The 25,689-nt window shown below is 69.6% G+C and carries 20 protein-coding genes; 11 read left to right on the top strand and 9 right to left on the bottom strand.

The genetic code is table 11. The features are described 5' to 3' along the window. Positions 1-114 precede the first annotated feature (114 nt). The 4 genes from ABT254_RS00520 to ABT254_RS00505 are packed head-to-tail and all read left to right on the top strand — an operon-like array spanning position 115 to position 6,618. Positions 115-1,383 (top strand): glycosyltransferase, encoded by a 1,269-nt coding sequence (locus tag ABT254_RS00520; protein ID WP_351462242.1) that lies wholly within the window; start codon positions 115-117, stop codon positions 1,381-1,383. Further along, a complete protein-coding gene (locus ABT254_RS00515; RefSeq protein ID WP_351462241.1) occupies positions 1,380-3,029 on the top strand; it encodes an ArnT family glycosyltransferase in 1,650 nt (549 codons plus the stop codon). The genes ABT254_RS00520 and ABT254_RS00515 overlap by 4 nt, the downstream gene beginning before the upstream one ends. Continuing rightward, positions 3,026-4,219: a glycosyltransferase gene (locus tag ABT254_RS00510; RefSeq protein WP_351462240.1), complete on the top strand. Its 1,194-nt coding sequence runs from the start codon at positions 3,026-3,028 to the stop codon at positions 4,217-4,219. The genes ABT254_RS00515 and ABT254_RS00510 overlap by 4 nt, the downstream gene beginning before the upstream one ends. Continuing rightward, the gene (locus ABT254_RS00505; RefSeq protein WP_351462239.1) at positions 4,216-6,618 is read left to right on the top strand and encodes a galactose oxidase family protein; all 2,403 of its coding nucleotides are present in this window, start codon (positions 4,216-4,218) and stop codon (positions 6,616-6,618) included. The genes ABT254_RS00510 and ABT254_RS00505 overlap by 4 nt, the downstream gene beginning before the upstream one ends. Here the strand turns inward: ABT254_RS00505 and ABT254_RS00500 are convergent. The 4 genes from ABT254_RS00500 to trhA all read right to left on the bottom strand — a co-directional run bounded on the left by ABT254_RS00500 (position 6,615) and on the right by trhA (position 10,430). After that, positions 6,615-7,331, bottom strand: coding sequence for a Mut7-C RNAse domain-containing protein (locus ABT254_RS00500; protein ID WP_351462238.1), 717 nt, complete (start codon positions 7,329-7,331; stop codon positions 6,615-6,617). The genes ABT254_RS00505 and ABT254_RS00500 overlap by 4 nt on opposite strands. A gap of 33 nt (positions 7,332-7,364) precedes the next feature. Further along, entirely contained in the window at positions 7,365-7,997 is a 633-nt protein-coding gene (locus tag ABT254_RS00495; protein WP_450750950.1) for a TetR/AcrR family transcriptional regulator, read from the bottom strand. A 5-nt stretch (positions 7,998-8,002) separates the two neighbouring features. Then, positions 8,003-9,565, bottom strand: coding sequence for an MFS transporter (locus ABT254_RS00490; RefSeq protein ID WP_351462236.1), 1,563 nt, complete (start codon positions 9,563-9,565; stop codon positions 8,003-8,005). A 118-nt stretch (positions 9,566-9,683) separates the two neighbouring features. Further along, positions 9,684-10,430 (bottom strand): PAQR family membrane homeostasis protein TrhA, encoded by a 747-nt coding sequence (gene trhA, locus ABT254_RS00485; RefSeq protein WP_351462235.1) that lies wholly within the window; start codon positions 10,428-10,430, stop codon positions 9,684-9,686. A 342-nt stretch (positions 10,431-10,772) separates the two neighbouring features. Between trhA and ABT254_RS00480 the strand changes: the two genes are divergently transcribed. Further along, positions 10,773-12,596, top strand: coding sequence for a phosphoenolpyruvate carboxykinase (GTP) (locus ABT254_RS00480; RefSeq protein WP_351462234.1), 1,824 nt, complete (start codon positions 10,773-10,775; stop codon positions 12,594-12,596). Positions 12,597-13,061: 465 nt separating this feature from the next. Here the strand turns inward: ABT254_RS00480 and ABT254_RS00475 are convergent, their stop codons facing one another. Next, positions 13,062-13,496, bottom strand: a complete 435-nt coding sequence (locus ABT254_RS00475) for an SCO4983 family protein (protein ID WP_351462233.1) — start codon at positions 13,494-13,496, stop codon at positions 13,062-13,064. 47 nt (positions 13,497-13,543) lie between these two features. Continuing rightward, positions 13,544-14,755, bottom strand: coding sequence for a pyridoxal phosphate-dependent aminotransferase (locus ABT254_RS00470; RefSeq protein ID WP_351462232.1), 1,212 nt, complete (start codon positions 14,753-14,755; stop codon positions 13,544-13,546). 949 nt (positions 14,756-15,704) lie between these two features. On the opposite strand from ABT254_RS00470, the gene ABT254_RS00465 reads away from it, so the two are divergent. After that, positions 15,705-16,574, top strand: a complete 870-nt coding sequence (locus tag ABT254_RS00465; protein WP_351462231.1) for a S1 family peptidase — start codon at positions 15,705-15,707, stop codon at positions 16,572-16,574. A 9-nt stretch (positions 16,575-16,583) separates the two neighbouring features. Here the strand turns inward: ABT254_RS00465 and ABT254_RS00460 are convergent, their stop codons facing one another. Both ABT254_RS00460 and ABT254_RS00455 read right to left on the bottom strand, forming a co-directional pair. Continuing rightward, the gene (locus ABT254_RS00460; RefSeq protein ID WP_351462230.1) at positions 16,584-18,215 is read right to left on the bottom strand and encodes an N-acyl-D-amino-acid deacylase family protein; all 1,632 of its coding nucleotides are present in this window, start codon (positions 18,213-18,215) and stop codon (positions 16,584-16,586) included. Between the two features lie 10 nt (positions 18,216-18,225). After that, positions 18,226-19,491, bottom strand: coding sequence for an amino acid deaminase (locus tag ABT254_RS00455; RefSeq protein WP_351462229.1), 1,266 nt, complete (start codon positions 19,489-19,491; stop codon positions 18,226-18,228). Between the two features lie 137 nt (positions 19,492-19,628). On the opposite strand from ABT254_RS00455, the gene ABT254_RS00450 reads away from it, so the two are divergent. From ABT254_RS00450 to ABT254_RS00430, 5 genes are all read left to right on the top strand, one after another. Further along, a complete protein-coding gene (locus ABT254_RS00450) occupies positions 19,629-20,918 on the top strand; it encodes a sugar kinase (protein ID WP_351462228.1) in 1,290 nt (429 codons plus the stop codon). Beyond that, positions 20,915-21,676, top strand: a complete 762-nt coding sequence (locus ABT254_RS00445) for an IclR family transcriptional regulator (protein WP_351462227.1) — start codon at positions 20,915-20,917, stop codon at positions 21,674-21,676. Before ABT254_RS00450 ends, ABT254_RS00445 begins: the two co-directional genes overlap by 4 nt. Further along, positions 21,673-22,083: a RidA family protein gene (locus tag ABT254_RS00440; RefSeq protein ID WP_351462226.1), complete on the top strand. Its 411-nt coding sequence runs from the start codon at positions 21,673-21,675 to the stop codon at positions 22,081-22,083. The genes ABT254_RS00445 and ABT254_RS00440 overlap by 4 nt, the downstream gene beginning before the upstream one ends. Positions 22,084-22,200: 117 nt before the next feature. Then, positions 22,201-23,679, top strand: a complete 1,479-nt coding sequence (locus ABT254_RS00435) for a GntP family permease (RefSeq protein WP_351462225.1) — start codon at positions 22,201-22,203, stop codon at positions 23,677-23,679. 64 nt (positions 23,680-23,743) lie between these two features. Then, positions 23,744-24,337, top strand: coding sequence for a hypothetical protein (locus tag ABT254_RS00430; RefSeq protein ID WP_351462224.1), 594 nt, complete (start codon positions 23,744-23,746; stop codon positions 24,335-24,337). Between the two features lie 3 nt (positions 24,338-24,340). Here ABT254_RS00430 and ABT254_RS00425 read toward each other — a convergent pair whose 3' ends face one another. Further along, a complete protein-coding gene (locus tag ABT254_RS00425; protein ID WP_351462223.1) occupies positions 24,341-25,684 on the bottom strand; it encodes a M14 family metallopeptidase in 1,344 nt (447 codons plus the stop codon). Positions 25,685-25,689: the final 5 nt, after the last annotated feature.

Genomic DNA, 25,689 nt, shown 5'->3' with positions numbered 1-25,689 from the left:
GCTCTTCATCGAAACGGACTGCGGACTTCACAGATCACCCTTAATGTCTACACGGTTCCGCGACAGATGTAACGTCTGTTGCGGCAGGGGGCATTGGGGATCTGGGGGGATCTGTTGCTGACGTCTGTCTTCATCGCTGCCGTCTCGCTGGCCTTGTTCTGGATGGCGGCCTTCACCCTGTGGTGGCAGATGCACGCGTGGCGCACGCCCGAAGTGCTCGCCTCCACCCGGTTCAGCAGACCGGACGGGGACGAACACATGTCGTTCTCGCTGCTGCTGCCCGCCCGGCACGAACAAGCCGTGCTGGACCACACCATCCAGCGTCTGCTGGAGTCGACCCACACCGACTTCGAGATCATCGTCATCGTCGGGCACGACGACCCCGGGACCACGGAGGTCGCCGAGCAGGCGGCCGCGCGCGACCCGCGCGTCCGTGTCGTCGTCGACACCCACGAGAAGAAGAACAAGCCGAAGGCCATGAACACGGCGCTGCCGCACTGCCGCGGCGATGTCGTCGGGGTCTTCGACGCCGAGGACCAGGTCCACCCCGAGCTCCTCGCGCATGTCGACCACGCCTTCCGCACCACGCACGCGGACGTGGTGCAGGGCGGCGTCCAGCTCATCAACTTCCACTCCAGCTGGTACTCCCTGCGCAACTGCCTGGAGTACTTCTTCTGGTTCCGCTCCCGGCTGCACCTGCACGCGCAGAAGGGGTTCATCCCGCTCGGCGGCAACACCGTCTTCGTACGGACCGACGTGCTCAGGGAAGCCGACGGCTGGGACCCGGACTGCCTGGCCGAGGACTGCGACCTGGGCGTACGGCTGTCGTCCGTCGGCAAGAAGGTCGTCGTCGCCTACGACTCCGACATGGTCACCCGCGAGGAGACACCCGGAAGTCTCATGTCGCTGCTGAAGCAGCGCACCCGCTGGAACCAGGGCTTCCTACAGGTCTACCGGAAGAAGGACTGGAAGCAGCTCCCGGGCTTCGGGCAGCGGCTGCTCGCCCGGTACACGCTGATGACCCCGTTCCTCCAGGCCTTCTCCGGGGTGATCATCCCGCTCAACGCGGCGGTCGCGCTCTTCCTGGACGTGCCCGTCGGAATCGCCTTCCTCACCTTCCTGCCGCTGGTCACCGCGGCGGTCACCTTCGTCTTCGAAGTCGTCGGACTGCACGACTTCGGCAAGCAGTACGGGCTGCGCGTCCGCCTCGTCCACTACCTCAAGCTGGTCGTGGGCGGCCCCTTCTACCAGGTCCTCCTCGCCGGGGCCGCGATCCGCGCCGTATGGCGTGAGCAGCGCGGCCGCAACGACTGGGAGCTGACCAGCCATGTCGGCGCACATCTGAATGACACAGCGGTACTCCGAGAGGACGTCCCTGCGTGACCTCCACACTTCCCGCGGTGACCTCTCAGAAGGTCCCCGCGCAGCGGCAGCCTGCGCCCGAAACCGGTTCCACCGGTCCGACGGCGCCGCCCCGACGCCTCCGTTCCTCCCGTCCCGACCTCCTGCTGTGCGGCGCGCTCCTCGTGGCGATCCTCGTCGTGCAGGGCTGGAACATCGCCGACTACCCGACGCTCAGCGACGACGAGGGCACCTACCTCGCCCAGGCCTGGGCGGTCCAGCAGGGCAAGGGCCTGGCCCACTACACCTACTGGTACGACCATCCGCCCCTCGGCTGGATACAGATAGCCCTGCTCACCTGGATCCCGTCCTGGCTCAGCCCCGGCTCGATGACCGTCGGCTCCATGCGGGCGGTGATGCTGATCGTCTCCGCGGTCAGCGCGGTCCTCGTCTACGTCCTCGCCCGCCGCCTGTCGCTGCCGCGCTGGGCCGCAGGGCTCGCGATGGTCCTGTTCGGCCTCTCGCCGCTCTCCGTCGTCCTCCAGCGCGAGATCTTCCTCGACAACCTCGCGGTGATGTGGACGCTCCTCGCCTTCACCCTCGCCGCCTCCCCGAGCCGCCACCTCTGGCACCACTTCGGCGCGGGCCTCGCGGCCGCCACGGCGGTGCTCACCAAGGAGACGATGCTCGTCGTCCTCCCCGCGCTGTTCGTCACCATGTGGCGGCACAGCCACCGCGACACCCGCAAGTTCGCGGTGACGGGAGCCGTCACGGCCTGCGCCCTGATCGGCCTGAGCTACCCCCTCTTCGCCCTCCTGAAGGGCGAGTTGTTCCAGGGCGGCGGACACGTCTCGCTCTTCGAAGGCGTCAAGTACCAGATGACCAGGCCCGGTTCGGGCTTCATCCTCCACCGTGGCTCCGGCTCCTGGGGCGTCCTGCACTCCTGGCTCTACTACGACCGCGTCCTGCCGCTGGGCGGCCTCGCCGGCGCGCTGCTGCTGGTGGCCACCTGGCGCTGGTCGGTCACCGCCCGCGCCCTGGCCGGACCGGCCCTCACGGTCGCGATCCTCACCGCGCTGGCCCTGCGGCCGGGCGGCTATCTGCCCGCGATGTACGTCATCCAGGCGCTGCCCTTCCTCGCCCTGGTCCTCGCCGGGGGCACCGCCTCCGTCGCGCACGCCGTGCTGCGCAGGTGGCGGCGCCCCGAAGAACAGCGCTGGACGACATACGGCCGCTACACCCTCGCCGCCGTCCTGGCGCTCGCCGCCGGCGCCTACGTCGTCCCGAAGTGGTTCGACGGCGACCGCACCGCCGTCACCGCCGACGCCAACGCGCCCTACCGGTCCGCCTCCAAGTGGCTGGCCACCGAGGTCGCGCATCCGAAGGACACCCGGGTCCTGGTCGACGACGCGCTCTGGCTGGACCTGGTGCACGAGGGATACCGGCCCGGACTCGGCGTCATCTGGTTCTACAAGGCCGACCTCGACCCGGCCGTGACGAAGACGATGCCGCACGGCTGGAAGGACCTCGACTACGTGGTCGCCTCCCCGACGGTGCGGCGCGACGCGGTGGACCTGCCCAACGTCAGGGCGGCCATCGAGCACTCCACTCCGGTCGCCACCTTCGGCACCGGTCCCGACCGCATCGAGATCCGGCAGATCCAGACCGCCTCCGGAGGCGTCCGATGACCCACGAGTACACCGCCCCCGGGGAACTCGACGACCCGGCCGTACGCGGCGCCGAAGTGGCCGAGCCCGGCGCCGTCACCCTCGTCGTACCGACGTACAACGAGTCCGCGAACATCCGTGAACTCCTGTACCAGATCACCGAGTCAGTGCCCTCCCGGCTGCCCTGCGAGGTCGTCTTCGTCGACGACTCCACCGACGACACCCCCGAGGTGATCCACGAGGCGGCCAAGGACTGCCCCTTCCCGGTCACCGTGCTGCACCGTGAGGAGCCGGTCGGCGGGCTCGGGGGCGCGGTCGTCGAGGGGATGAAGGCGGCAGGCTCGGACTGGATCGTCGTCATGGACGGCGACTGCCAGCACCCGCCGTCCCTGGTCCCGGAGTTGGTGGCCACCGGCGAGCGCGCGAACGCCGGGCTGGTCGTCGCCTCCCGGTACATCAAGGGCGGCAGCCGCGCGGGCCTGGCCGGCAGCTACCGGGTGGCCGTCAGCCGCGGGGCCACCTGGCTGACGAAATGCCTGTTCCCGCGCAGACTGCGGGGCATCAGCGACCCGATGAGCGGCTTCTTCGCGATCCGCCGCAGCGACATCGCGGCGGACGCCCTGAGGCCCCTCGGCTACAAGATCCTCCTGGAGCTGGCGGTCCGCAGCCGCCCCCGCCAGGTCACCGAGGTGCCCTTCGTCTTCCAGGACCGTTTCGCGGGGGAGTCCAAGTCGTCCGCGCAGGAGGGCTTCCGCTTTCTGCGCCATCTCGTGGGCCTGCGCACCGCCTCGCCCGTGGCGCGCATGGTGGCCTTCGGGCTGATCGGCGCGAGCGGCTTCCTGCCGAACCTGTTCGGGCTGTGGGCGCTGACGGTCGCCGGTCTGCACTACGTACCGGCCGAGATCCTCGCCAACCAGCTCGGTGTCGCCTGGAACTTCGTCCTCATCGAGCATCTGCTCTTCCGTGACCGCCGCGCGCACCGGCGCTGGTGGGACCGCCTCGGCCGGTTCGCGCTGCTCGCCAACGCCGACCTGGTGCTGCGCATCCCGCTGATCGCGCTGTTCGTGAACCGGTTCGGGATGGGGGCACTCACCGCCACCGCGCTCGCGCTGGTGACGACCTTCGTTCTGCGCTTCGTCGGGACCGAAGCGCTGGTCTACCTCCCGCGCAGGGGCCGCGGGAAGAGCACCGCACCAAGGAGAGCCGTGTGAACCAATTCCGCAGGAGAACCGCACTGGTCGGGGTGGGGGCCCTGACCGCCGGTCTGCTCCTCACCTCACCCCAGTCCGCCGAGGCCGCCAACCTCGTCAAGAACCCGGGCTTCGAGACGGACGGCACGGGCGGGATGCCGTACTGCTGGGAGAAGTCCGGCTGGGGCGACAACGACTTCACCTTCGAGACGACGAGCGACGCCCACAGCGGGTCCAGGGCGATGAAGGTGTCGCTCAGCCGCCGCGTCAACGGCGACCGCAAGGCACTGATCACCGAGTCGACGGAGTGCGCGCCGGTGGTGACGGCGGGCAAGCAGTACGACCTGTCGCTCTGGTACAAGACGACCACACCGGACGCCAACATCACGCTGTTCCGGCACGACACCACGGCCGGCTGGCAGTACTGGACCGACCTCAAAACCCTGGCAATGCAGGGGAGTTGGACGCAGGCGACGGTCCGCACACCCGAGGTCCCGACCGGCACCGACCGCATCACCTGGGGTGTCTCCGTCTACGGCACCGGCTCGGCGACCACCGACGACTACACGATGGACCAGGTCCCCGACGTCACCCCGCCCGCCACCTGCACCGGCACGGCGGACCAGTGCGCCAACGGCCGCTGGGACGTGCTGCCCACGCAGAACCCGGTGCGCTCGATGCACTCGGTCGTCCTCAACAACGGCAAGGTGCTGCTGATCGCGGGCTCCGGCAACAGCGAGGAGAACTTCAACGCGGGCACGTTCACCAGCGCGGTCTACAACCCGGCCGACGGCTCCTACAAGGTCATCCCGACCCCGAAGGACATGTTCTGCTCCGGCCACATCCAGCTCCAGGACGGCCGGGTGCTGGTGCTGAGCGGCAACAAGGCGTTCCCGGTCGCGGGCGGGCACGGCTACGAGGGCTACAAGGACTCGTACATCTTCGATCCGAAGACCGAGACCTACAGCAAGACCAACGACCTCAACGACGGCCACTGGTACCCGTCGGCGACCGAGCTCGGCAACGGTGACGTCGTCTCCTTCGGCGGCCTGCGCGAGGACTCGTCCGGTTCGGTGACCGCCGAGTACTGGTCCGACGCCCAGCAGAAGTGGCTGGCGCTGTGGCAGGTCAACCAGACCTGGTCGTTCTGGGGCCTGTACCCGTCGATGATCCTGATGCAGGACGGCCGCCTCTTCTACTCGGGCAGCCATGTCTTCGGCAACAACATCCCCGGCACCGGCTCGGCGATCTACGACTACAACGCCAACACGGTCACGCAGGTCCCGGGCCTGCAGAACAAGGACCAGCGCGACCAGTCCGCGAGCGTGCTGCTGCCCCCGGCTCAGAACCAGAAGGTCCTCACCCTCGGCGGCGGCAACATCGAGTCCAACCCGGACGCCAACCGTCTGACGGACGTCATCGACCTCAAGCAGGCGAACCCGTCGTACGTCGCCGGGCCGCCGATCCCGCAGGGCACGGTCGACCTCGGCAACGGCAAGGTCCCCGAGACCGGCAACCAGGGCAAGATGTACGTCTCCGCGGTGCTGCTGCCCGACGGCAAGGTCCTGGAGACCGGCGGCGGCCTGCACAACCGGGCCAACCCGGTCTACGAGGCGTCGATGTACGACCCGGACAGCAACACCTTCGACCCGGTCGCCGCCGACCCCGAGGCCCGCGGCTACCACTCCTCCGCGTTCCTGCTGCCCGACGGCCGTGTGATGGCGACCGGTGACAACCCGGGCAACGGCACCTGGAACCACAACGTGTCGATCTACACCCCGCCCTATCTCCTCAAGGGCGAGCGCCCGACGATCACTTCGATGATCAACACGGAGTGGCACTACGGCGACACCCAGCGGATCACCGTCGACCACCCCGTCGTCAAGGCCGAGCTGATCCGACCCGCCGCCGTCACCCACTCCTCGGATCCGAACCAGCGTTTCGTCGACCTGCCGCTGTCCGTCGACGGCAACAACGTCGACCTGAACGTGACGAGCAACCCCAACGTGGCCCCGCCCGGCTGGTACATGCTCTTCGCGGTCGACGCCAACGGGGTTCCGTCGGTGGCCAAGTGGGTGCACCTCCAGGGCCCGCAGGCCCTGAGCGCCACCACCGCCGACGCCCACGTCCACTCCTTCGCCGACTCCCTGTCGGGCAAGGTCGCGGGGCCCGGCAAGAAGCGCACCTCGGTCAAGGTCCCCGTCACCATCTCCGGCTGCGACCGGCACTACGGCTCGGTCAACGTGTGTGTGCCGACCGTGTTCCCGCCGGGCGTGAAGGCGACGGCCAAGTCCCGCTGCACCTGGCTCAAGCAGAACCACTACGGCCGCCTGAAGATCAACGGCAGGGACGACCCGCTGGGCCTCGACCCGAACAAGGACGGTCTGGCCTGCGGAAAGGCGGATCTGAGGAAGAGCTAGCCCGCGAACTCCTCCAGGGCGCGCTCCACGATGGCCACCAGCTGTTCGTGGTGCGCGCCCTTCCAGTACGCACGGCCGCAGTCCCGGCACTGCGCGAAGACGTCGTACGACCGGTGCGTGCCGCCGTGCAGCTGGTCGGCCACCTCCTCCTTGGTGGCCTCCTTCAGCAGCCCGTTGCAGGCGGTGCACCGTGTCCAGGGCCTGAGTTCGGGCCGGAACCGGTCGAGGACGTCCCGGAGTTGGTCCTCGGGCCGGGTGCTGTAGACATACGCCCCGGCCCACAGCTCGCGGCGGCGCAGCAGGCCCCGGTCGCGGCTGAGCATGACCCGCTGCTCGGCGGCCGAGCGGGCGGCGAGAGCCGGGTCGCCGATGTCCTTCGACTCGTACGCCGTGTCCACGCCGAGCAGGCGCAGCCGGCGGGCGAGTGTGCCGAGGTGGACGTCGAGGAGGAAGCGCAGGGGAGCGCCGGGGACCTGCTGGGGGCGGTCGACGGTGCGGACCTCCACACGGTCGCCCTCGGCGGGGACGTACGACGGCGGCACCTCGCGGCCTTCGACCCACAGCGTTCCGACCTCGGTGAGCGGGACGCCGGCCGACTCGACGACATGGCCGAGGGAGGAGACGCCGTCGGTGGCGAGCCTCCGCTCCAGGTTGTGCTGGACGAACACGGCCAGGTCGGGGGCGAACTCGACATGGATCTCGGGACCGTTCACCCGGTCAGGATGTCATGCGTCGGGGCGGCGGGCTCAGGGCTTTTCGGCGGGGAGGCCGTGTTCGAGGACGTCCAGGGCGCGGTTCATGAGTGTTCCCAGGTCGCCCCCGAAGTCGTTCTCCGCCCAGTACATGTTGACCTCCATGAGGCCGCCGATGAGGGACATCGCGTAGACGCGGACCTCGAGGCTGTCCGGGTCCAGGCCGAAGCGCTCGGCGATGGCCCCCCGCATCAGGCGCCCGGTCTCCGACATGCTCTCGTACATCCGGGAACGGACGGCCGGGACCTGGACCCCGAGGTGTGCCCGCAGCCGGATCACCTCGGGGCTCTCCTGCGCCATGAAGTCCAGCGACTTCCGCATGACGTGCCGCACCGACTCGATCCACGACTCGTCGGCGGGCCGCGCCCGCAACTCCTCCAGCATCAGCGGGTCGTACTCGTCCGTGAGGACGATGTCCTCCTTGGTCGGGAAGTACCGGAAGACGGTCGACGGCGAGACCTCGGCCCGCTCGGCGATCTGCTCGATGGTGGTGGCGTCGTACCCCTGCTCCTCGATCAGCGCGTAGGTCGCCGTGCGGATCGCCTCACGCGTCTTGATCTTCTTGCGCTCGCGCAGGCCGAGCTGGGAGCGGTCGGCGGGGGAGAGGGGGGAACGTGCGGCCGTCATGCGGCTCATTGTCGGGCATCGGCCGCCGGGGCGACCATGTCCGGGGTGCCTTCCGCCGGTACGGCGGCTCGGTCGGCCCGGGTGTTCGGCAGGAACGCCGCCGCCAGCAGCGCCGATACGAGCGCGGCGACCCCGCACACCAGCAGTACCAGGCCCATGCCGTGGACGTACGCGCTGTTCGCGGAGGCGGCCAGGTGGGCCGCGACGTCGGGGTGTGCCTTCTCGGCGACGAGGTGCGCCGCGACCACGGAGTCCCCGGCGGTGTCGGCGGCCTCGGCGGGCAGCCCGGTGACGTCGAGCCGGTCGCGGAAGGCGCCCGCGAGCAGGCTGCCGAGCAGGGCGATACCGATCGCGCCGCCGACCTGGCGGAGCGTCATCAGCAGTCCGGAGCCGCTGCCGGCGCGGTCGCGGGGCAGGGCGCCCAGGGCGTTGCCCATCGCCGGCATGAGGGAGAAGCCGAAGCCGAGGCCGGTGATCGAGAGCCACAGCGCGGTGTAGCCGTAGCCGGAGTCGACGGTCGTACGGCTGCCGAGGAAGGCCGCGAAGGCCAGGACCACCAGACCCGCGCTCACCGTGGCGCGTCCGCCGAAGCGCACGGCGGCCTGCGGGGCGGTCCGGGAGGCGACCAGGATGCCGCCCATCATCGGCAGCAGGCGTACGCCGGTGCCGAAGGCGTCGCTCCCGAGGACCGCCTGGAGGTAGGGCGGCAGGACGAACAGCAGGCCGGACAGGACGAACATGACCAGGGTCGCGGCGATCGTGTTGAGGAGGAAGCCGCGGTGGGCGAGCAGGGTCATGTCCAGCATGGGGCGCTCGACCCGGCGTTCCCGCACGACGAGGGCCGCGAGGAGTACGACCGCTGCGGCGAGCATGCCCAGGACCAGCGGGTCGCCCCAGCCGCGGGTGGGTGCCTCGATGATCGCGTAGACCAGGGCGCCGAGGCCGGTCGCGGTGAGCGCGGTGGAGACGGTGTCCACCTCGGGGGAGGCGGGGTCGCGGGTCTCGGGGAGCAGGAAGACGCAGGCGGCGATGCCGATCGCGGCCATCGGGACGTTGACCAGGAAGACCGAGCCCCACCAGAAGTGGTTCAGCAGCCAGCCGCCGATGATCGGGCCGAGCGGCAGGCCGAGCGCGGAGGCGGCGGAGACGATGGCGGTGGCCTTGGGCTGCTCGTCGCGGGCGAAAAGCGTGGGCACGACGGAGAGCGCGAGCGGCGTGACCAGCGCGGCCCCGACGCCCATCAGGGCACGGGCGGCGATGACCCAGTTCACGTCCCCGGCCAGCGCGCCCGCCAGCGAACCGGCGAGGAAGACCGCGAGCCCCGCGATCAGCATCAGCCGCCGCCCGAAGCGGTCGCCGAGGAGCCCGGCGGGGAGCATCAGCGCCGCGAAGACGACGACGTACGCGTCCGCCATCCATTGCTGCTGGCCGGTGGTGGCGCCGAGATCGGCGGCCATGGTCGGCAGCGCCACGTTGAGGATCGTCGTGTCGAAGCCGAGCGTGAGCATGCTCGCGACCAGGGCCCCGAGGGCCCACCAGCGCCGTGGGTTCAAGGTGGTAGTAACCATGAAATGAGAGTAGCTCTCAAAATATGGTCACTGTCAATCGGGTTGGGCTGTCAATCTGTTTCGGGCATGCAAAAAGGGCCACGGCTTGGAAGCCGTGGCCCTGTGGTGCTGCGAGGTACTACCCGTGCTGGTACGCCACCAGCGAGATCCCCACGTAGTGGACGACGAACGCGGCGAGCGTGAACGAGTGGAAGACCTCGTGGAAGCCGAACCAGCGCGGTGACGGGTTCGGACGCTTGATGCCGTAGATGACGCCGCCCGCGCTGTAGAGGAGACCGCCCACGATCACCAGGACCAGTACCGCGATACCGCCCGCGCGCATGAAGTCCGGCAGGAAGAAGACGGCCGCCCAGCCCATCGCGATGTAACAGGGGGTGTAGAGCCAGCGCGGGGCGCCGACCCAGAAGACGCGGAAAATGATCCCCGCCGCAGCGGCACCCCAGATGCCCCACAGCAGCCACTGCCCCTTCGCACCCGGCAGCAGCAGCATCGTCAGCGGCGTGTACGTGCCCGCGATGATCAGGAAGATGTTGGCGTGATCGAGCCTGCGCAGGACGCCGTCCATGCGTGGGCTCCAGTTCCCCCGGTGGTACAGCGCGCTCACGCCGAACAGCAGGCAGGCCGTCAGGGCGAAGATCCCGCAGGCGATGCGTCCTCTGGTCGAGTCGGCGAGGGCCGTGAGCGCCAGGCCCGAGACGAGTGCGGCGGGGAACATGCCCAGATGCAGCCAGCCGCGGAGCTTCGGCTTGATCGGCTCGGCGAGCTGCTGGGCGTGCTGCTTGATCTGGTGCGGGATGGAAGGCGCGTCGGAACCGCGGCCGGCGGCCGGCGTGTCCGTGGGCGCGTCGGGGACGGGCGCAGTCATGCCCTTCATCGTACCTACGGGACCGTAAGTTGCGGATGAGCGCGGGCCGATAACGGGCCAAGAGTGGCCATCATCTCACGGCAGTTGGCGCCATCGGCCGTCGGGCAAAAGAACCTTCAGATGAACTCAACGTGCACGCAAAAACACGCTTGGAAACACTCTCCCGCGTGACGATCCCCACTCCGCTCACCTGTGAGGCCCTCTGGACATATGGGCACTCTCGTCGGATGATCAAATGAGTGCGGTCGGCACCGGATGAGCGCTGAAGATCCAGCCACGATGCATCCGGGCCGCAGCCCCCACGGGGCCTCCAAAACAAAAATCCCTCATTTAGGAGCAATCGTGGCGCGCGACAACGCGGCTCCCACCGTCATCCCCACCAAGCATCAGGAACTGGTCTCGTGGGTGAACGAGATCGCCGAACTGACTCAGCCGGACAACGTGGTCTGGTGTGACGGATCCGAGGCCGAGTACGAGCGCCTGTGCGAGGAGCTCGTCGAAAAGGGCACGTTCAAAAAACTCGACCCGATCAAGCGCCCGAACTCCTACTACGCGGCCTCCGACCCGACCGACGTCGCGCGCGTCGAGGACCGCACCTTCATCTGCTCCGAGAAGGAGGAGGACGCGGGCCCGACCAACCACTGGAAGGCCCCCGCCGAGATGCGGGAGATCTTCCAGGGCGAGAAGGGCGTCTTCCGCGGCTCGATGAAAGGCCGGACGATGTACGTCGTCCCGTTCTGCATGGGCCCCCTCGGCTCGGACCTCTCCGCGATCGGCGTCGAGATCACCGACTCCGCCTATGTCGCGGTCTCCATGCGCACGATGACGCGCATGGGTCAGCCGGTCCTCGACGAGCTCGGCTCCGACGGCTTCTTCGTCAAGGCCGTGCACACCCTCGGAGCGCCCCTGGAGGACGGCGAGAAGGACGTCCCCTGGCCGTGCAATTCGACCAAGTACATCTCGCACTTCCCCGAGAGCCGCGAGATCTGGTCCTACGGCTCCGGCTACGGCGGCAACGCGCTGCTCGGCAAGAAGTGCTACGCCCTGCGGATCGCGTCGGTGATGGCGCGCGACGAGGGCTGGCTGGCCGAGCACATGCTGATCCTGAAGCTCACCCCGCCGACCGGTGAGTCCAAGTACGTCGCCGCAGCCTTCCCGAGCGCCTGCGGCAAGACCAACCTCGCCATGCTGGAGCCCACGGTCTCCGGCTGGACGGTCGAGACGATCGGCGACGACATCGCCTGGATGCGCTTCGGCGAGGACGGCCGCCTGTACGCCATCAACCCCGAGGCCGGCTTCTTCGGCGTCGCGCCCGGCACGGGTGAGCACACCAACGCCAACGCGATGAAGACGCTGTGGGGCAACTCGGTCTTCACCAACGTGGCGCTCACCGACGACAACGACGTGTGGTGGGAGGGCATGACGGAGGAGACTCCGGCCCATCTGACGGACTGGAAGGGCAACGACTGGACTCCGGCGTCGGGGACCCCGGCCGCGCACCCCAACGCCCGCTTCACCACCCCCGCCGCGCAGTGCCCGATCATCGCGCCGGAGTGGGAGGACCCGAAAGGCGTGCCGATCTCGGCGATCCTCTTCGGCGGCCGCCGCGCCACCGCGGTCCCGCTGGTGACGGAGTCCTTCGACTGGAACCACGGCGTCTTCCTCGGCGCCAACGTGGCCTCGGAGAAGACCGCCGCGGCCGAGGGCAAGGTCGGCGAGCTGCGCCGCGACCCGTTCGCCATGCTGCCGTTCTGCGGCTACAACATGGGCGACTACATGGGTCACTGGATCGACGTGGCCAAGGACAAGGACCAGTCCAAGCTGCCCAAGATCTACTACGTCAACTGGTTCCGCAAGAACGACGAGGGCAAGTTCGTCTGGCCCGGCTTCGGTGAGAACAGCCGTGTCCTGAAGTGGATCGTCGACCGCCTCGACGGCAAGGCGGAGGGCGTCGAGACCCCGATCGGCATCCTGCCGACCAAGGAGGCCCTCGACACGCGCGGCCTCGAACTCTCCGAGTCCGACCTGGACTTCCTGCTCACGGTCGACAAGGAGGTCTGGCGCGAGGAGGCCGCCCTGATCCCGGACCACCTCAACACCTTCGGCGACCACACCCCGAAGGAACTCTGGGACGAGTACCGGGCGCTGGTGCGGCGCCTGGGCTGAGCCGCCCCGTCGGGAAAGCTCCGCGGCCGGTTGGGATGTGCCCTGACCAGTGATCGTCACGGCCGGCCGCGGTGAGATTCGGCGAGGCCGCGCACAACGGCGTGCGTGGCTCGTGGCCTGTCGTCGCCTTCCGTCCGCCCCGACGGAAAGGCGACGACAGGCCTTCGTCGTTGGCCTGTCCGTGGTCTGCCGGGTGCGGGTCCGTCGTGGCTTGTCGCGCAGTTCCCCGCGCCCCTAAGGGGCGCGGCAGCACCGCAGCGGCTAATGCGCGGCGGCACTGCAGTGGCTTTTCAGGGGCGCGGGGAACTGCGCGATCAGCCACAACGAACCCGCACCCGCAAAACAACATGAACCCCTATGGCGAATGGGCGCCCCGGCCCAAGCCAACGCAGTGCTGTGGCACCCGGTCCGCGCGACGCTGCGGGTAGCACGCGGACCGGGGCCGTCGAAGGGAGCCCCGAGGGCTCAGCGGGACGCGAGTTCGCGCGGCTCCAGCGCCGCCGCATGTACGTCCATCTGCTCGGCGGCAAGAATCGCGGCCGCCGTGTCCGCACGCGAGGCCGCCACGACCAGCGCGCGTCCCGCGAGGGCGTGGGCCCGCTGGTGCAGCGCCCTGAGGTCGTCGGCCGGGGCCGCGGCCATGCGGACCGGCGCGACACCGCCCCGCAACCGGGCCACCTGAGCGGCAAGCCGCTCGGCCGCGGTGTCCAGCTCCTCGGACGGGGCAGCCGCCCGCAACTCGTCGGTGACGGCGAGCAGCGCCCCGAGATGGCCCGCGAGCTGGATGTCCAGCTCCTCCTCACGGGAGCGGTGCGGGAAGTCGGAGTCAGAGGTGGTGCCGGCCATCGTGCTGTGGACAGACCCCTTGCGGGAAGGAGGTGTGCGGATCGGTTCGTACATGGATGGCCTCCTGTGCTGTCAGGAAACCATCCTAGCTTAGATTTCGTCTAAAGTTGGCTGTAGCCGTCGAGGAAGTTCCCGATCCGGGTGACCGCGTCCCGCAGATCCCCGACCGACGGCAGGGTCACGACCCGGAAGTGGTCGGGCTCGGCCCAGTTGAACCCGGTCCCCTGCACGACCATGATCTTCTCGCGGCGCAGCAGGTCCAGGACCATCCGCCGGTCGTCCTTGATCTTGAACACCTTGGGGTCGAGGCGCGGGAAGAGATACAGCGCGCCCTTCGGTTTCACGCAGGTCACGCCCGGGATCTGGGTGAGCAGCTCGTACGCGACGTCCCGCTGCTCCTTGAGCCGGCCGCCCGGCAGCACCAGGTCGTTGATGGTCTGCCGCCCGCTCAGCGCGGCGACCACGCCGTGCTGCCCCGGCATGTTCGCGCACAGGCGCATGTTCGCCAGGATCGTCAGACCCTCGATGTACGAGTCCGCGTGCGCGCGCGGTCCGGAGATCGCCATCCAGCCCACCCGGTAGCCCGCCACCCGGTACGCCTTCGACATGCCGTTGAAGGTGAGGGTCAGCAGATCGGGGGCTACGGCGGCGGTCGGGGTGTGCGTGGCGCCGTCGTAGAGGATCTTGTCGTAGATCTCGTCCGAGCAGACCAGCAGGTTGTGGCGGCGGGCGATGTCGGTCAGGCCCTTGACCATCGCCTCGTCGTAGACGGCCCCCGTCGGGTTGTTGGGGTTGATGATGACGATCGCCTTGGTGCGGTCGGTGACCTTGCGTTCGACGTCGGCGAGGTCGGGCATCCAGTCGGACTGCTCGTCGCAGCGGTAGTGCACGGCCGTGCCGCCGGAGAGCGAGACGGCGGCGGTCCACAGGGGGTAGTCGGGCGACGGTACGAGGACCTCGTCGCCGTCGTCGAGCAGGCCCTGCATGGCCATCACGATCAGCTCGGAGACGCCGTTGCCGACGAAGACGTGCTCGACGTCGGTCTCGATGCCGAGGGTCTGGTTGTGCATGACGACCGCCCGGCGGGCGGCCAGCAGGCCCTTCGCGTCGCCGTAGCCGTGCGCCGACGACACATTGCGGAGGATGTCCTCCAGGATCTCGGGAGGGCACTCGAAGCCGAACGCCGCGGGGTTGCCGGTGTTCAGCTTGAGGATGCGGTGACCGGCCGCTTCCAGCCGCATCGCCTCCTCGAGCACCGGGCCCCGGATCTCGTAACAGACGTTGGCGAGCTTGGTCGACTGGATCACCTGCATGTCTGGGAGCTTACGGCCCGGTAACGCGTCTTGGCCCGTGTTATCCGCCACGTGAGACATGGGGTTTGGGCCGTTATCGCCGGTAGCTGTCCCACGGGCCCCGCCCGTCTCTACAATGCGCGGTCATGTCCAGGCCACCCGAGTACGAATACGGGGCACCCCAGGGTCCGCCGAACGTGTACCACCCACAGCCGGAGTCGGTCCCCTCGTACGAGGAGTATGCCGATCCGGCTGTTGCGCACGGGTGGCTCAATGCGTATGACCAGACCCGGGAGATGCCTCCGGTGGTGGACGAGGCACCCGTGCCCCCGCCGGCGAAGGTGCCCGTGTCCCCGTCGGCGAACAGGCCCTCCCGGCGGAAGCCCAAGCGCTCCGCGGGGAGGCGGGCGAATGGTCGTCGGGCGTCTGACGGTCTGTGGGGGCTTGTCGCGCAGTTCCCCGCGCCCCTCAAGGGTGGTTTGGTCGCCGGTGGTGTCGCTGTCGCCGTGACGGTGGGGCTTTCCCTCGCCGGGTCTTCCTCCGGGCCCTCCGGTGGCGCCCAGGGCAAGGAGGAGAGTGCCGCGCCGACGGTCGGTGACTCCGCGTCGCCTACGGCTTCCGAGGCCGTGGGTCCCCCTGTCGGCGCCGGGGCCGAATCGCCCCCGGCGGCCTCCCCGAGCCCGAGTGTCTCGCCGAGCCGTACCGCGTCCGAGGGTGCGACCCGGGACCCCTCGGCCGGGGCTTCCACCGCGGGTGCCACGGCGGCGCCCACTCCCACCGTGGGCGCATCGGGCCCGGGGCATTCCGGCAGCAAGCCCGGACATGGTCAGGGCGGCACGAAGGGTCCCAAGCAGCCGTAGGGCCGGATGGGTCCTTGCCCAACCACCCCTGTCCCCTCACAATGCACATGTCAAATCTATGGGCGGCCGGAAAATCTCCGGTCGCCCAAGTCGCAAGAGGGGACCCCCACATGAAGAAGCCTCTCCTCGCCGTGCTCTCGGCCCTGGTGATAACCGGGGCGGGCATGGCACCCGCGGTCGCGGCGCCCCTGCTCGCGGGCGGCGCGGCCACCAAGACGACGACGAAGACGGCCACGCCCACCATCAAGGCCGTCAACTTCGCCGGCACCGTGGCGCTCAGCAACTGCTCCGGTTCCGTCATCCGCTTTCCCAGCTCCGCGGACACCGACCCGGCGCTCGTCATGACCAACGGCCACTGCCTGGAGACCGGGTTCCCGGCGGCGGGCGAGGTCATCGTCGACCAGGCCTCCAGCCGTAGCTTCAGCCTGCTCAACGCCTCGGCCACCAAGGTCGGAACGCTGCGCGCGAGCAAGGTGGCGTACGCGACGATGACGGACACGGACGTCACGATCTACCAGCTCACCACCACCTACGCGAAGATCAAGAGCACGTACGGCATCAGCCCGCTCACCGTGCAGGACACGCACCCGACCGCGGGCACCGCGATCACGGTCGTCTCCGGCTACTGGAAGAAGACGTACGCCTGCAACATCGACGGCTTCGTCTACCGGCTCAAGGAGGGCGAATGGACCTGGAAGGACTCGGTCCGTTACACCTCCGCCTGCCAGACCATCGGGGGTACCTCGGGCTCGCCCGTCGTCGACAACGCCACCGGCAAGGTCGTCGCCGTCAACAACACCGGCAACGAGGACGGCGAGCGCTGCACCGAGAACAACCCCTGTGAGGTCGACACGAGCGGCAATGTCACGGTCCGTCAGGGCACCAACTACGCCGAGGAGATCTACCAGATCCCGGCCTGCTTCACCACCGGCAACAAGCTGAACCTGAGCGCCGGCGGCTGCACGCTGCCCAAACCGTAGTCCCCTGGCTCACCGCCGGATGGCGTTCCGTCGCACGGGACTGCGACGGACCGCCCGACCTGCCAGTACGTCCGTCCGCCGGCCGTCCTCGATGACGAACCGGCCGTCGACGAGGACGTACGGAATGCCCGTCGGGAGCGTGCGCGGATTCTCGTACGTCGACCCCGCGGCCACCGTCTGCGGGTCGAACAGCACCAGGTCGGCCCGGTAGCCCTCGCGGACCAGGCCCCGGTCCGGCAGCCGCAGCCGGGCGGCGGGCCGTGAGGTCAGACGGGCGACGCACTCCTCCAGCGTCAGCACCCCCAACTCCCGTACGTACCGGCCGAGATACCGCGGGAAGGTGCCGTAGGCGCGTGGGTGCGGTTTCGTGCCCTGGAGGATGCCGTCCGAGCCGCCGGTGTGGACGCGGTGCCGCATGATCGCCCGGACGTTCTCCTCGTGGCCCACGTGCTGGAGGATCGTCGAGCCCAGCCGGTCCGCAAGCAGCAGATGACGGGCGGTGGCCCAGGGGGACTCGCCGCGCGCCTCGGCCGACCGCAGGATCGTACGGCCGACGAAATCGGCCAGCCCCGCGTCCGCCACGCCCGAGATCTCGATCGTGTCCCACTCGACGGGCACACCGTGGCAGCCGTCCGCGCCCACGACCTCCATGTGGTGCCGGATCCGTTCGGCGCTCTCGTCGTCCGCCAGCCGCTTCAGGACCGCCTCGGGGCCGCCTTCGCTCGCCCAACTCGGCAGCAGCGCCACCAGGGTGGTGCAGCCGGGTGTGTAGGGGTACGTGTCCAGGCTGATGTCGGCCCCGGCCGCCAGCGCCTCGTCCAGCAGGGACAGCAGCTCCGGCGCCCGGCCCTCGTTCACACCGAAGTTCATGGTGGCGTGGGCCAGATGGAGCGAGCAGCCCGCCTCACGGGTCAGGGTCACCATCTCCCGGTACGCCTCCAGGGCGCCCGCCCCGTACGAGCGGTGATGCGGGCAGTAGTAGCCGTCGTACTCGGCCACCACCCGGCACAGCTCGGTCAGTTCGGCGTCCTTGGCGTACATGCCGGGCGTGTAGGTCAGCCCGGAGGACATGCCGACCGCGCCCTGCTCCATGCCCTCCGCGACCAACTGCCGCATCCGGTCGAGCTCCTGCGGGGTCGCCTCGCGGTCCTCCCAGCCGACGGCGAGCATGCGGACGGTCCCCTGCGGGATCAGATAGGCCGCGTTCACCGCGATTCCCTGATCCAGCCGGTCCAGGTACTCGCCCACGGAACGCCAGTCGAAGTCGATGTCGTCGCCGTACCCGTTCCAGCCGGTGATCGCGCGGCGCACCTCGGCGAGTGTGCGGTCGTCGACGGGGGCGTACGACAGCCCGTCCTGACCCAGCACCTCCAGCGTGACCCCCTGTGCGGCCTTGGCGCTGTGGTCGGGGTCCCGGAGCAGGGCCAGATCGCTGTGGGCGTGCATGTCGATGAAGCCGGGGGAGAGGACCAGCCCCTCCGCGTCCAGCTCCCGGCGCGCCTTGGGGCGCCCGCAGCCCGCGGCCGCCGCCTCCTTGACGATCGAGACGATCCTGCCGCCGTCGACCACCACGTCCGCCCGGTACGAGGGCTTGCCGCTGCCGTCCACGACGTCCGCGTCCCGGATGACCAGCTCTTCCACGGCCTGCCTCCTAGAAGAAGGTACGGATGTAGTCGACCACCGTGCCGTCCGCCTGCGCCACCGGGATCAGCTGCCACTTGTCGAAGGACGTGCACGGGTGGGACAGACCCATGCCCAGCCAGTCCCCGACCTCCAGGTCCGCCTCCTCCGTCGTCCGCAGCCAGGCGTGCTGGTCGGACAGGGCGGTCACCGAGATGCCGGTCGCCGGGCGCTCGACGCCGTCCCGCCGGACGACCTGCGCGAAGGGGAGATCGAGGTCGTACGCCGCGTCGCGCTTGCCCGCGTTGACGAAGGCCTGGTCGGCGTTGGGCCGGGAGACGACCTGGGCCCAGAGCCGGAAGGCGGGCTCCAGGGCACCCTCCTCCGGGACCCGGTTGAAGGGGGTGAGCTTGCGGTAGTGGCCGTCGTCGTGCGAGACATAGGCGCCCGAGCGCAGCAACTTCAGCACCGGGGCGGAGAGTTCGGGGATCTCGGCGAACACGTCCGCCACCGCGTCGAACCAGGCGCTGCCGCCCGCGCTCACGACGATCTCGTCAAGCCCCGCGAACCGCCCCGCCTTGTCGAAGTCCACGGCCAGTGCGACCAGCCGGCGCAGCCAGGCGTGCACCCGCTCCGGGTCGGCCCGCGGGACCTCGCCCTCGTAGCCCGCGACACCGACGAGCCGCAGCGTCCGCGTCCGGGCCACGGCATCGGCGATCGCCGCGCACTCCGCCTCCGTGCGCACCCCGGTACGGGCGCCCGCGCCGGCCCCCAGCTCGACCACGACGTCCAGGGGGCGGCCCGCGCCCCGCAGCGCCGCGTCCATCAGCTCCACCCCGCGCACGGAGTCGACGTAGCAGACGAGACGGAACTCGGGGTCGGCGTCGAGCTCGGCCGAGATCCAGCGCAGGGCGGCCGGGTCGACCAGCTCGTTGGCGAGGAAGACCCGCTGGATCCCGAACGCCCGCGCCACGCGCACCTGGTGCGGGACGGCCAGGGTGATGCCCCAGGCGCCGCGCTCGATCTGCTGCCGGAAGAGCTGGGGGGCCATGGTGGTCTTGCCGTGCGGGGCGAAGGCGAGGCCGTGGCGGGTCGCATACGTCTCCATCAGCGCGAGGTTGTGCTCCAGGCGCTCGGCCGACAGGGCGAGGACGGGGGTCGCGAAGCCGCCGGTGAAGAGGTTGCGGCGCTGGGCCGCCAGCTCGCCGACGGTCAGTCCGTCGGCGTCCGGCGGGAGGCCCTTGAACCGGTGGTCGACGCGTTCCCCGGCGAGCCGGGCGAGATCTTCCGTACCCATACAGGCCTCCTGATCTGGTGTGTTGCAGTAACTGCAACGCTCATTGCATATATCGCTCACCGGTGTCTAACATCTCGGCCAACGCGGGGTCAACGACCATCCGCCCGCCCGCCAACCACCGAGGAGTTACGACGATCGTGACCGCGACCGGACCTTGCAACGCCCCCGGCGGCGCCGATGCCGTCGAGGTCGTCGAGGTCGTCGATGTCGTCGCGCTCGGCGAGTCCATGGTCACGTTCCTGCCCTCCCGTCCCGGCCGCCTCGCCGACGTCCCCTCCTTCGACCGCGCCATCGGCGGCGCGGAATCCAACGTGGCCTGCACCCTCGCAGCCGCCGGGCACTCCGTGCGCTGGGTGAGCAGGGTCGGCGCCGACGGCTTCGGCGACCACCTCGTCGAGGCGATCGGGGCGTACGGCGTCGACGTCACCGCCGTACGACGGGACCCGGCACGCCCGACCGGCATCTACTTCCGCACGGCCGGGGACCGGTCGACCGCCGCCCACGAGGTGGCGTACTACCGGACCGGATCCGCGGCCTCCGCGATGACGGTCGCCGACACGGACCTGGAGGCGGTGCGCGCGGGCCGGGTACTGCACCTTTCGGGGATCACGGCGGCGCTGTCGGAGGGGTGCCTGGGGCTGCTGCGCGAGCTGACGGCACCGCGGACAGGCCGCCCGCTGATCTCCTTCGACGTCAACTACAGGCCGGGCCTGTGGCCGGACGCCGACGGAGCGGGGGTGCTGCTGGAACTGGCTCGCGGAGCCGACATCGTGTTCGTGGGGGAGGACGAGGCGGAGGAGGCGTGGGGGGTGAGGGGAGGCCCGAACGCGGTTCGCACTGCACTGCCGGAACCGCGGGTGTTGGTGGTGAAGCAAGGGAGCGTGGGGGCCACCGCTTTCGTGTCGGCTGCGGGCAGTCGTGGGCTTGTCGCGCAGTTCCCCGCGCCCCTGAAACCCACCGGCGGCCACGCCGCACCGCCCGCGGGCCGCCACTTCGCAGAGCCTGCGGGCAGTCGTGCCGCTGGGGCGGCTCCCGACCCAAAGAAAGGCGGCACCCCGCACGCGCGGGTCAGCGACACCGCCTCTGCCTCAGCCCCCACGCCGGGCACCTTCGTCCCCGCCCTCACCGTGGACGTCGTGGCAACCACCGGCGCCGGTGACGCCTTCGCCGCAGGGTTCCTCTCCGCCACCCTTCGCGATCTCCCCCTGAGGGACCGCCTGCGCCACGGCCACCTGGCGGCGGCAGCCGCCCTCACCACCCAGGGCGACCTCGCCCCGCCCCCCACCCGCCACCACGCCGACCGCCTCGCCGCCCTCGACGACGACGCGTGGGGGAAACTTCGACTCGGCCCCGGCTGGACGCAAGCCGATGATCACGCCGTGGAGCGAGCCGTCGATCGGGCCGACGAGGAGGTACGTACGCCATGAGCCAGACCGTCGACCGCGCGCTCAGCATCCTGCCGCTGCTCGCCGAGGGCCCCGCCGATCTCGGCCAGGTCGCCGACCGCCTGGACGTGCACAAGTCCACGGCCCTGCGCCTGCTGCGCACGCTGCACGAGCACGGCCTCGTCTACCGCCAGTCCGACCAGCGCTACCGCCTCGGCGCCCGCCTCATCGCCCTGGCCCAGGAGGCCATGGAGAACCTCGACATCCGCGAGATCGCCCACCCCCACCTGGTACGCCTCAATGAGCAGTGCGGCCACACCGTCCATCTCGCCGTGTACGAGGAGTCCGAGGTCCTCTACATCGACAAGGTGGACAGCCGCTACCCGGTCCGGATGTACTCGCGGATCGGCAAGCCGGTCGCGATCACCGTCGCCGCGGTGGCGAAGCTGCTCCTCGCCGACCTGCCCGAAGGAGAGCGCCGGGCGCTCGCCGACAAGCTGGACTACCCCATGTACACCTCCCGTTCCACCCCCAACGCCCCCGCTTTCCTGCGGGAGTTGGACAAGGTGCGCGAACAGGGGTGGGCCACCGACCTCGGCGGCCACGAGGAGTCCATCAACTGCGTCGCCGCACCGATCCGCGGTGCCGACGGCCGGGTCGTCGCCGCGATGTCGGTCTCCGCGCCGAACGTCGTCGTCACCGCCGAGGAACTCCTCACCCTGCTCCCCCTGGTGCGCCGCACGGCCGACGCGATCAGCGGGGAGTACTCCGGAAGAACGCCAGTGAAGGACAGCCAGTGACCGAGAAGATCGCCCTCACCCCCAAGACCCACACCACTCCGCCCGCGAAGTTCTCCCACGGCGTCAAGAAGGGCAACATCCTGCAGGTCGCCGGTCAGGTCGGTTTCCTGCCCGCCGAGGAGGGCAAGCCCCCCACGCCCGCCGGCCCGACCCTGCGCGAGCAGACCCTCCAGACCCTCGCCAACGTCAAGGCGATCCTGGAGGAGGGCGGTGCGAGCTGGGACGACGTGATGATGATCCGCGTCTACCTCACGGACGTCGACCACTTCGCCGAGATGAACGCCCTCTACAACACCTACTTCGAGGAACAGGGCCTCACCCAGCCGCCCGCCGCGCGCACGACGGTCTACGTCGGTCTGCCCGCGGGGCTCCTCATCGAGATCGACGCGCTGGCCGTACTCGGCTGACGGTCCCTCAACTCCCGCACACCGTACGTACTCACGGTGCGGCGCCCGTCATCCCTGGGCGCCGTGCCGCGATCCCCCCTGCCCGAAGGCCCATGCATTTACATAGAGGACCCCCAAATGTCCCTCCCGCTCGCCGCACCAGCCCCGGCCCCCGTGCCCCCACCCCACACCGGAGGCCTGCTCCTGCTGGTCGACGGAACGGCCGGCCTCCTCACGGTCGCCGCCATCGGTATCGCCCTGCTCCTCTTCCTGATCATCAAGGTGAGACTCCAGCCGTTCGTCGCGCTGCTGGCCGTCTCCATAGCCGTCGGCCTGCTCGCCGGCCTGTCGGTCACCGAACTCTTCGGCACGGTCCAGCGTTCGGACGCGGTGTCCACCATCGAGACCGGTATGGGCGGCATCCTCGGTCATGTCGCGATCATCATCGGCCTGGGCACGATGCTCGGCGCCATCCTCGAAGTCAGCGGTGGCGCGGAGGTGTTGGCGTCACGCCTGCTGGGACTGTTCGGCGAGAAGCGGGCCCCGCTCGCGATGGGCCTGACGGGCCTCATCTTCGGCATCCCGGTCTTCTTCGACGTGGGCATCTTCGTCCTCGCGCCCCTCGTCTACGCCGCCGCCAAGCGCTCCGGCAAGTCGATCCTGCTGTACTGCCTGCCCCTCCTGGCGGGCCTTTCGATGACCCATGCGTTCCTGCCCCCGCACCCGGGGCCGGTGGCCGCGGCCGGCCTGCTCCACGTACAGCTCGGCTGGGTCATCCTGATGGGCATCGTCTGCGGCATCCCTGCGGTACTGGCCGCCTGGGCGTTCTCCGCGTGGATCGGCCGCCGCATCTTCGTCGCCGTACCGCAGGACATGGTGGAGGCGGCGGAGGCGAAGCTCGCGATCATCAACGAGCAGCGGGAGCAGGGCGTCGAGCCGCGTGAGCACCCGGTGCCGCTGGGCACGGTGCTGGGCATCATCGGCACCCCTCTGGTCCTGATCCTCGCGGCCACCTTCTCCTCGATCGCGCTGGACCCGTCAACCGGCCGCTCGGTGATCGAGTTCTTCGGCCACCCGTTCGTGGCCCTGACGATCGCGCTGTTCCTGGCGTACTACCTGCTGGGCATCCGCCGCGGCTGGTCCCGCAAGTCCCTGGAGACGGTGTCCACGGCCTCGCTCAAGCCGGTCGGCAACATCCTGCTGGTGGTGGGCGCGGGCGGTGTCTTCGGCGCGATCCTCAAGGCGAGCGGCGTCGCCCAGGCCCTCTCGGACACCTTCCACGACGTGGGCCTCCCGGTGCTCGTCCTGGCCTACCTGATCTCCGTGGTCCTGCGCGTGGCCCAGGGCTCGGCGACGGTGGCGATCGTCACGACGGCGGGCATCGTCGCCCCCCTCCTCACCGAGGGCCACCACTCCCAGGCCTTCGTCGCCCTCGTCATCATGGCCATCTCGGCAGGCTCGATCTTCGCCTCCCATGTGAACGACGGAGGCTTCTGGATGGTGGCCAAGTACTTCGGCATCACGGAACGGGACACCCTGAAGACGTGGACGGTGCTGGAGACGGTGCTGTCCGTGGTCGGCTTCGCGGTGGCGGCCGTGCTGAGCCTGTTCGTGTAGGCGTCTCATAACGAAGTTGGGGCTGGCTGTGTCCGCCACAGGATCTTCGACCATACTGCCCGCTGTGGAGCAGCGCATAGGATCGAGCAGCCAGCCCCTGAAGGCAGAGCCCGTGACCGGTGCCGGGTTCGACCCGGCCTTCATCCCCGGGCTCACCTCACCCGTCTCCGAGAAGCCGGAGGAGGTCGAGGCGGAAGACGCCGAGTCCCCCGAGCCGGAACTCGAGGGCGAGGAGGTCGCGTCCGAGGGGGCGGAGTCCGAGGCCGAGGAACAGGTGCCGGTCGCCGAGGACCAGGACTCCGAGGACGGTGACGAGGACGCGGCCCCCGAAGGGCCCGTCTTCGAGGCCTCCGACCGGCGCGCGAAGATCGTCGCCGATCACAGGGGCGTCCGGCTCAGCCTGGACGACCAGGAGTGCGAGTTCCGCTGGGACGAGATCGGCGCCGTGGAGACCGAATCGCCCCGCTTCGGCAAGCGGTTCACCATCACCGTCCACACCCCTGACCGCCGCTGGTACCCGATCGAGATCGAGGCGACGGCCAGGGCGCGCTTCAGCGAGTGGGACGAACAGCTGGACGCGGTCCTCGACGCGTACTTCGAAGAAGGCGCCGAGGAAGCCAAGGACACCGAAGGCGCCGAGGCCGAGGACGCCGACTAGCCGCTAGCTGCAGTACTGGGCCGCCTTGCCGATGGACCGGTACATGCAGTCCGCGTTCTCCAGCAACTGCAGCACCGCGTCCCGGTTCCGTGACGTCTCCCGCTCGATGACCTCGTCGGGCGGGTAGAACCCGCCCCCGGAACTGGACGTCGGATACATCTCGAAGGTGTAGTCGAAGATCTTCTGACTGCCCCAGAGATAGTCGTCGATCGACCCGTCCGTGATGTACAGGTCGCTGGACTGCTCGGCGGTGTACCCGTTGCTCGCCGCCATCTTCTGCCCCACGGCCTTGAAGGCGGCGGCGTCGTCCGCCGTCATCCCGGTCGCGGTGTCCGAGTAGGTGTACCCGAACGGCCACAGCACCAGCTCGCTGTACGTGTGGAAGTCGATCCCGGCGGTGATCTGCTGCTTGCCGCCGACCACCCGGCTGCGTACGAAGTCGGCGACCACCTTCACCTCGGGCGCGGACTCGGCCGCGGCACCGCGGTAGGTCTCGGACGAGGTGGAGCCCGAAGAGCCGCCGCAGCAGCCCCACTTGTAGTTCCAGTTCCGGTTCAGGTCCGTACCGACGTACGAGGAGCCGGAGTTGGGCTGCCGGTTCTTGCGCCACGACCGGTACGAGCCGGTCGCGATGTCGTACTCGCCGCCGTCCGGGTTGAGATCCGGCACGATCCAGATCTCGCGGCTGTTCACCAGGCTGGTGACACGGGAGTCGCTGCCGTAACCGGCCCCCAGCTCGCGCAGCAGATACAGCGCCATCTCCACCGTCAGGTGCTCACGCGCGTGCTGGTGGAAGGTGAACAGCACCTCCGGCTCGTTCTCGTCCGTCGCCACGTTGTCGCTGACCTTGATGGCGATGATGTCCCGGCCCTGGTAGGACTTGCCGATCACCCGCTTGCTCATGATGTTCGGGTAGGCCGCGAGCCGCTGGTCGATCTCCGTGTTCATCTCGGCGTAGTTGTGGTACTTCGAGTCGGCCGAGGGGAAGTCGTAGAGCCGTACGCCGTCCGAGCCCGAGGAGCGGTCCGGCGCCGAGCCCAGCGGTGAGACGTCGTAGCCCTGCCGGCGGAGCGTGCTGATCTGTGCCGCCCGTCCGGAGACGACCACCGTCTCCTCGTCGGCCTCGTCCACGGTCACGCCGGCCGCGGCCATGGCGGTGCGGGTGACGGGGGTGTTGTGGTCGACGTGGATCTCGTACTGGCGGACGTCGTCGCCCGAAGGTGCCGCCTTGTGGGCGCTGCTGGCCGTCGCCGAGACGGGTGCCGCGAGGGCGAGGGCGAGCAGGGCGGCGAACGCGGCGGTGCGTCTGCCGCCGCGGGCGCCCGAGCCTCGTATCCGAAGTCGCATGAATT

The sequence above is a fragment of the Streptomyces sp. NPDC001137 genome (assembly GCF_040298885.1).
Lineage (GTDB): Bacteria > Actinomycetota > Actinomycetes > Streptomycetales > Streptomycetaceae > Streptomyces.
The sequence above is the reverse complement of the archived record's forward strand: the minus strand, read 5'-3'. Positions and strand labels throughout refer to the sequence as shown.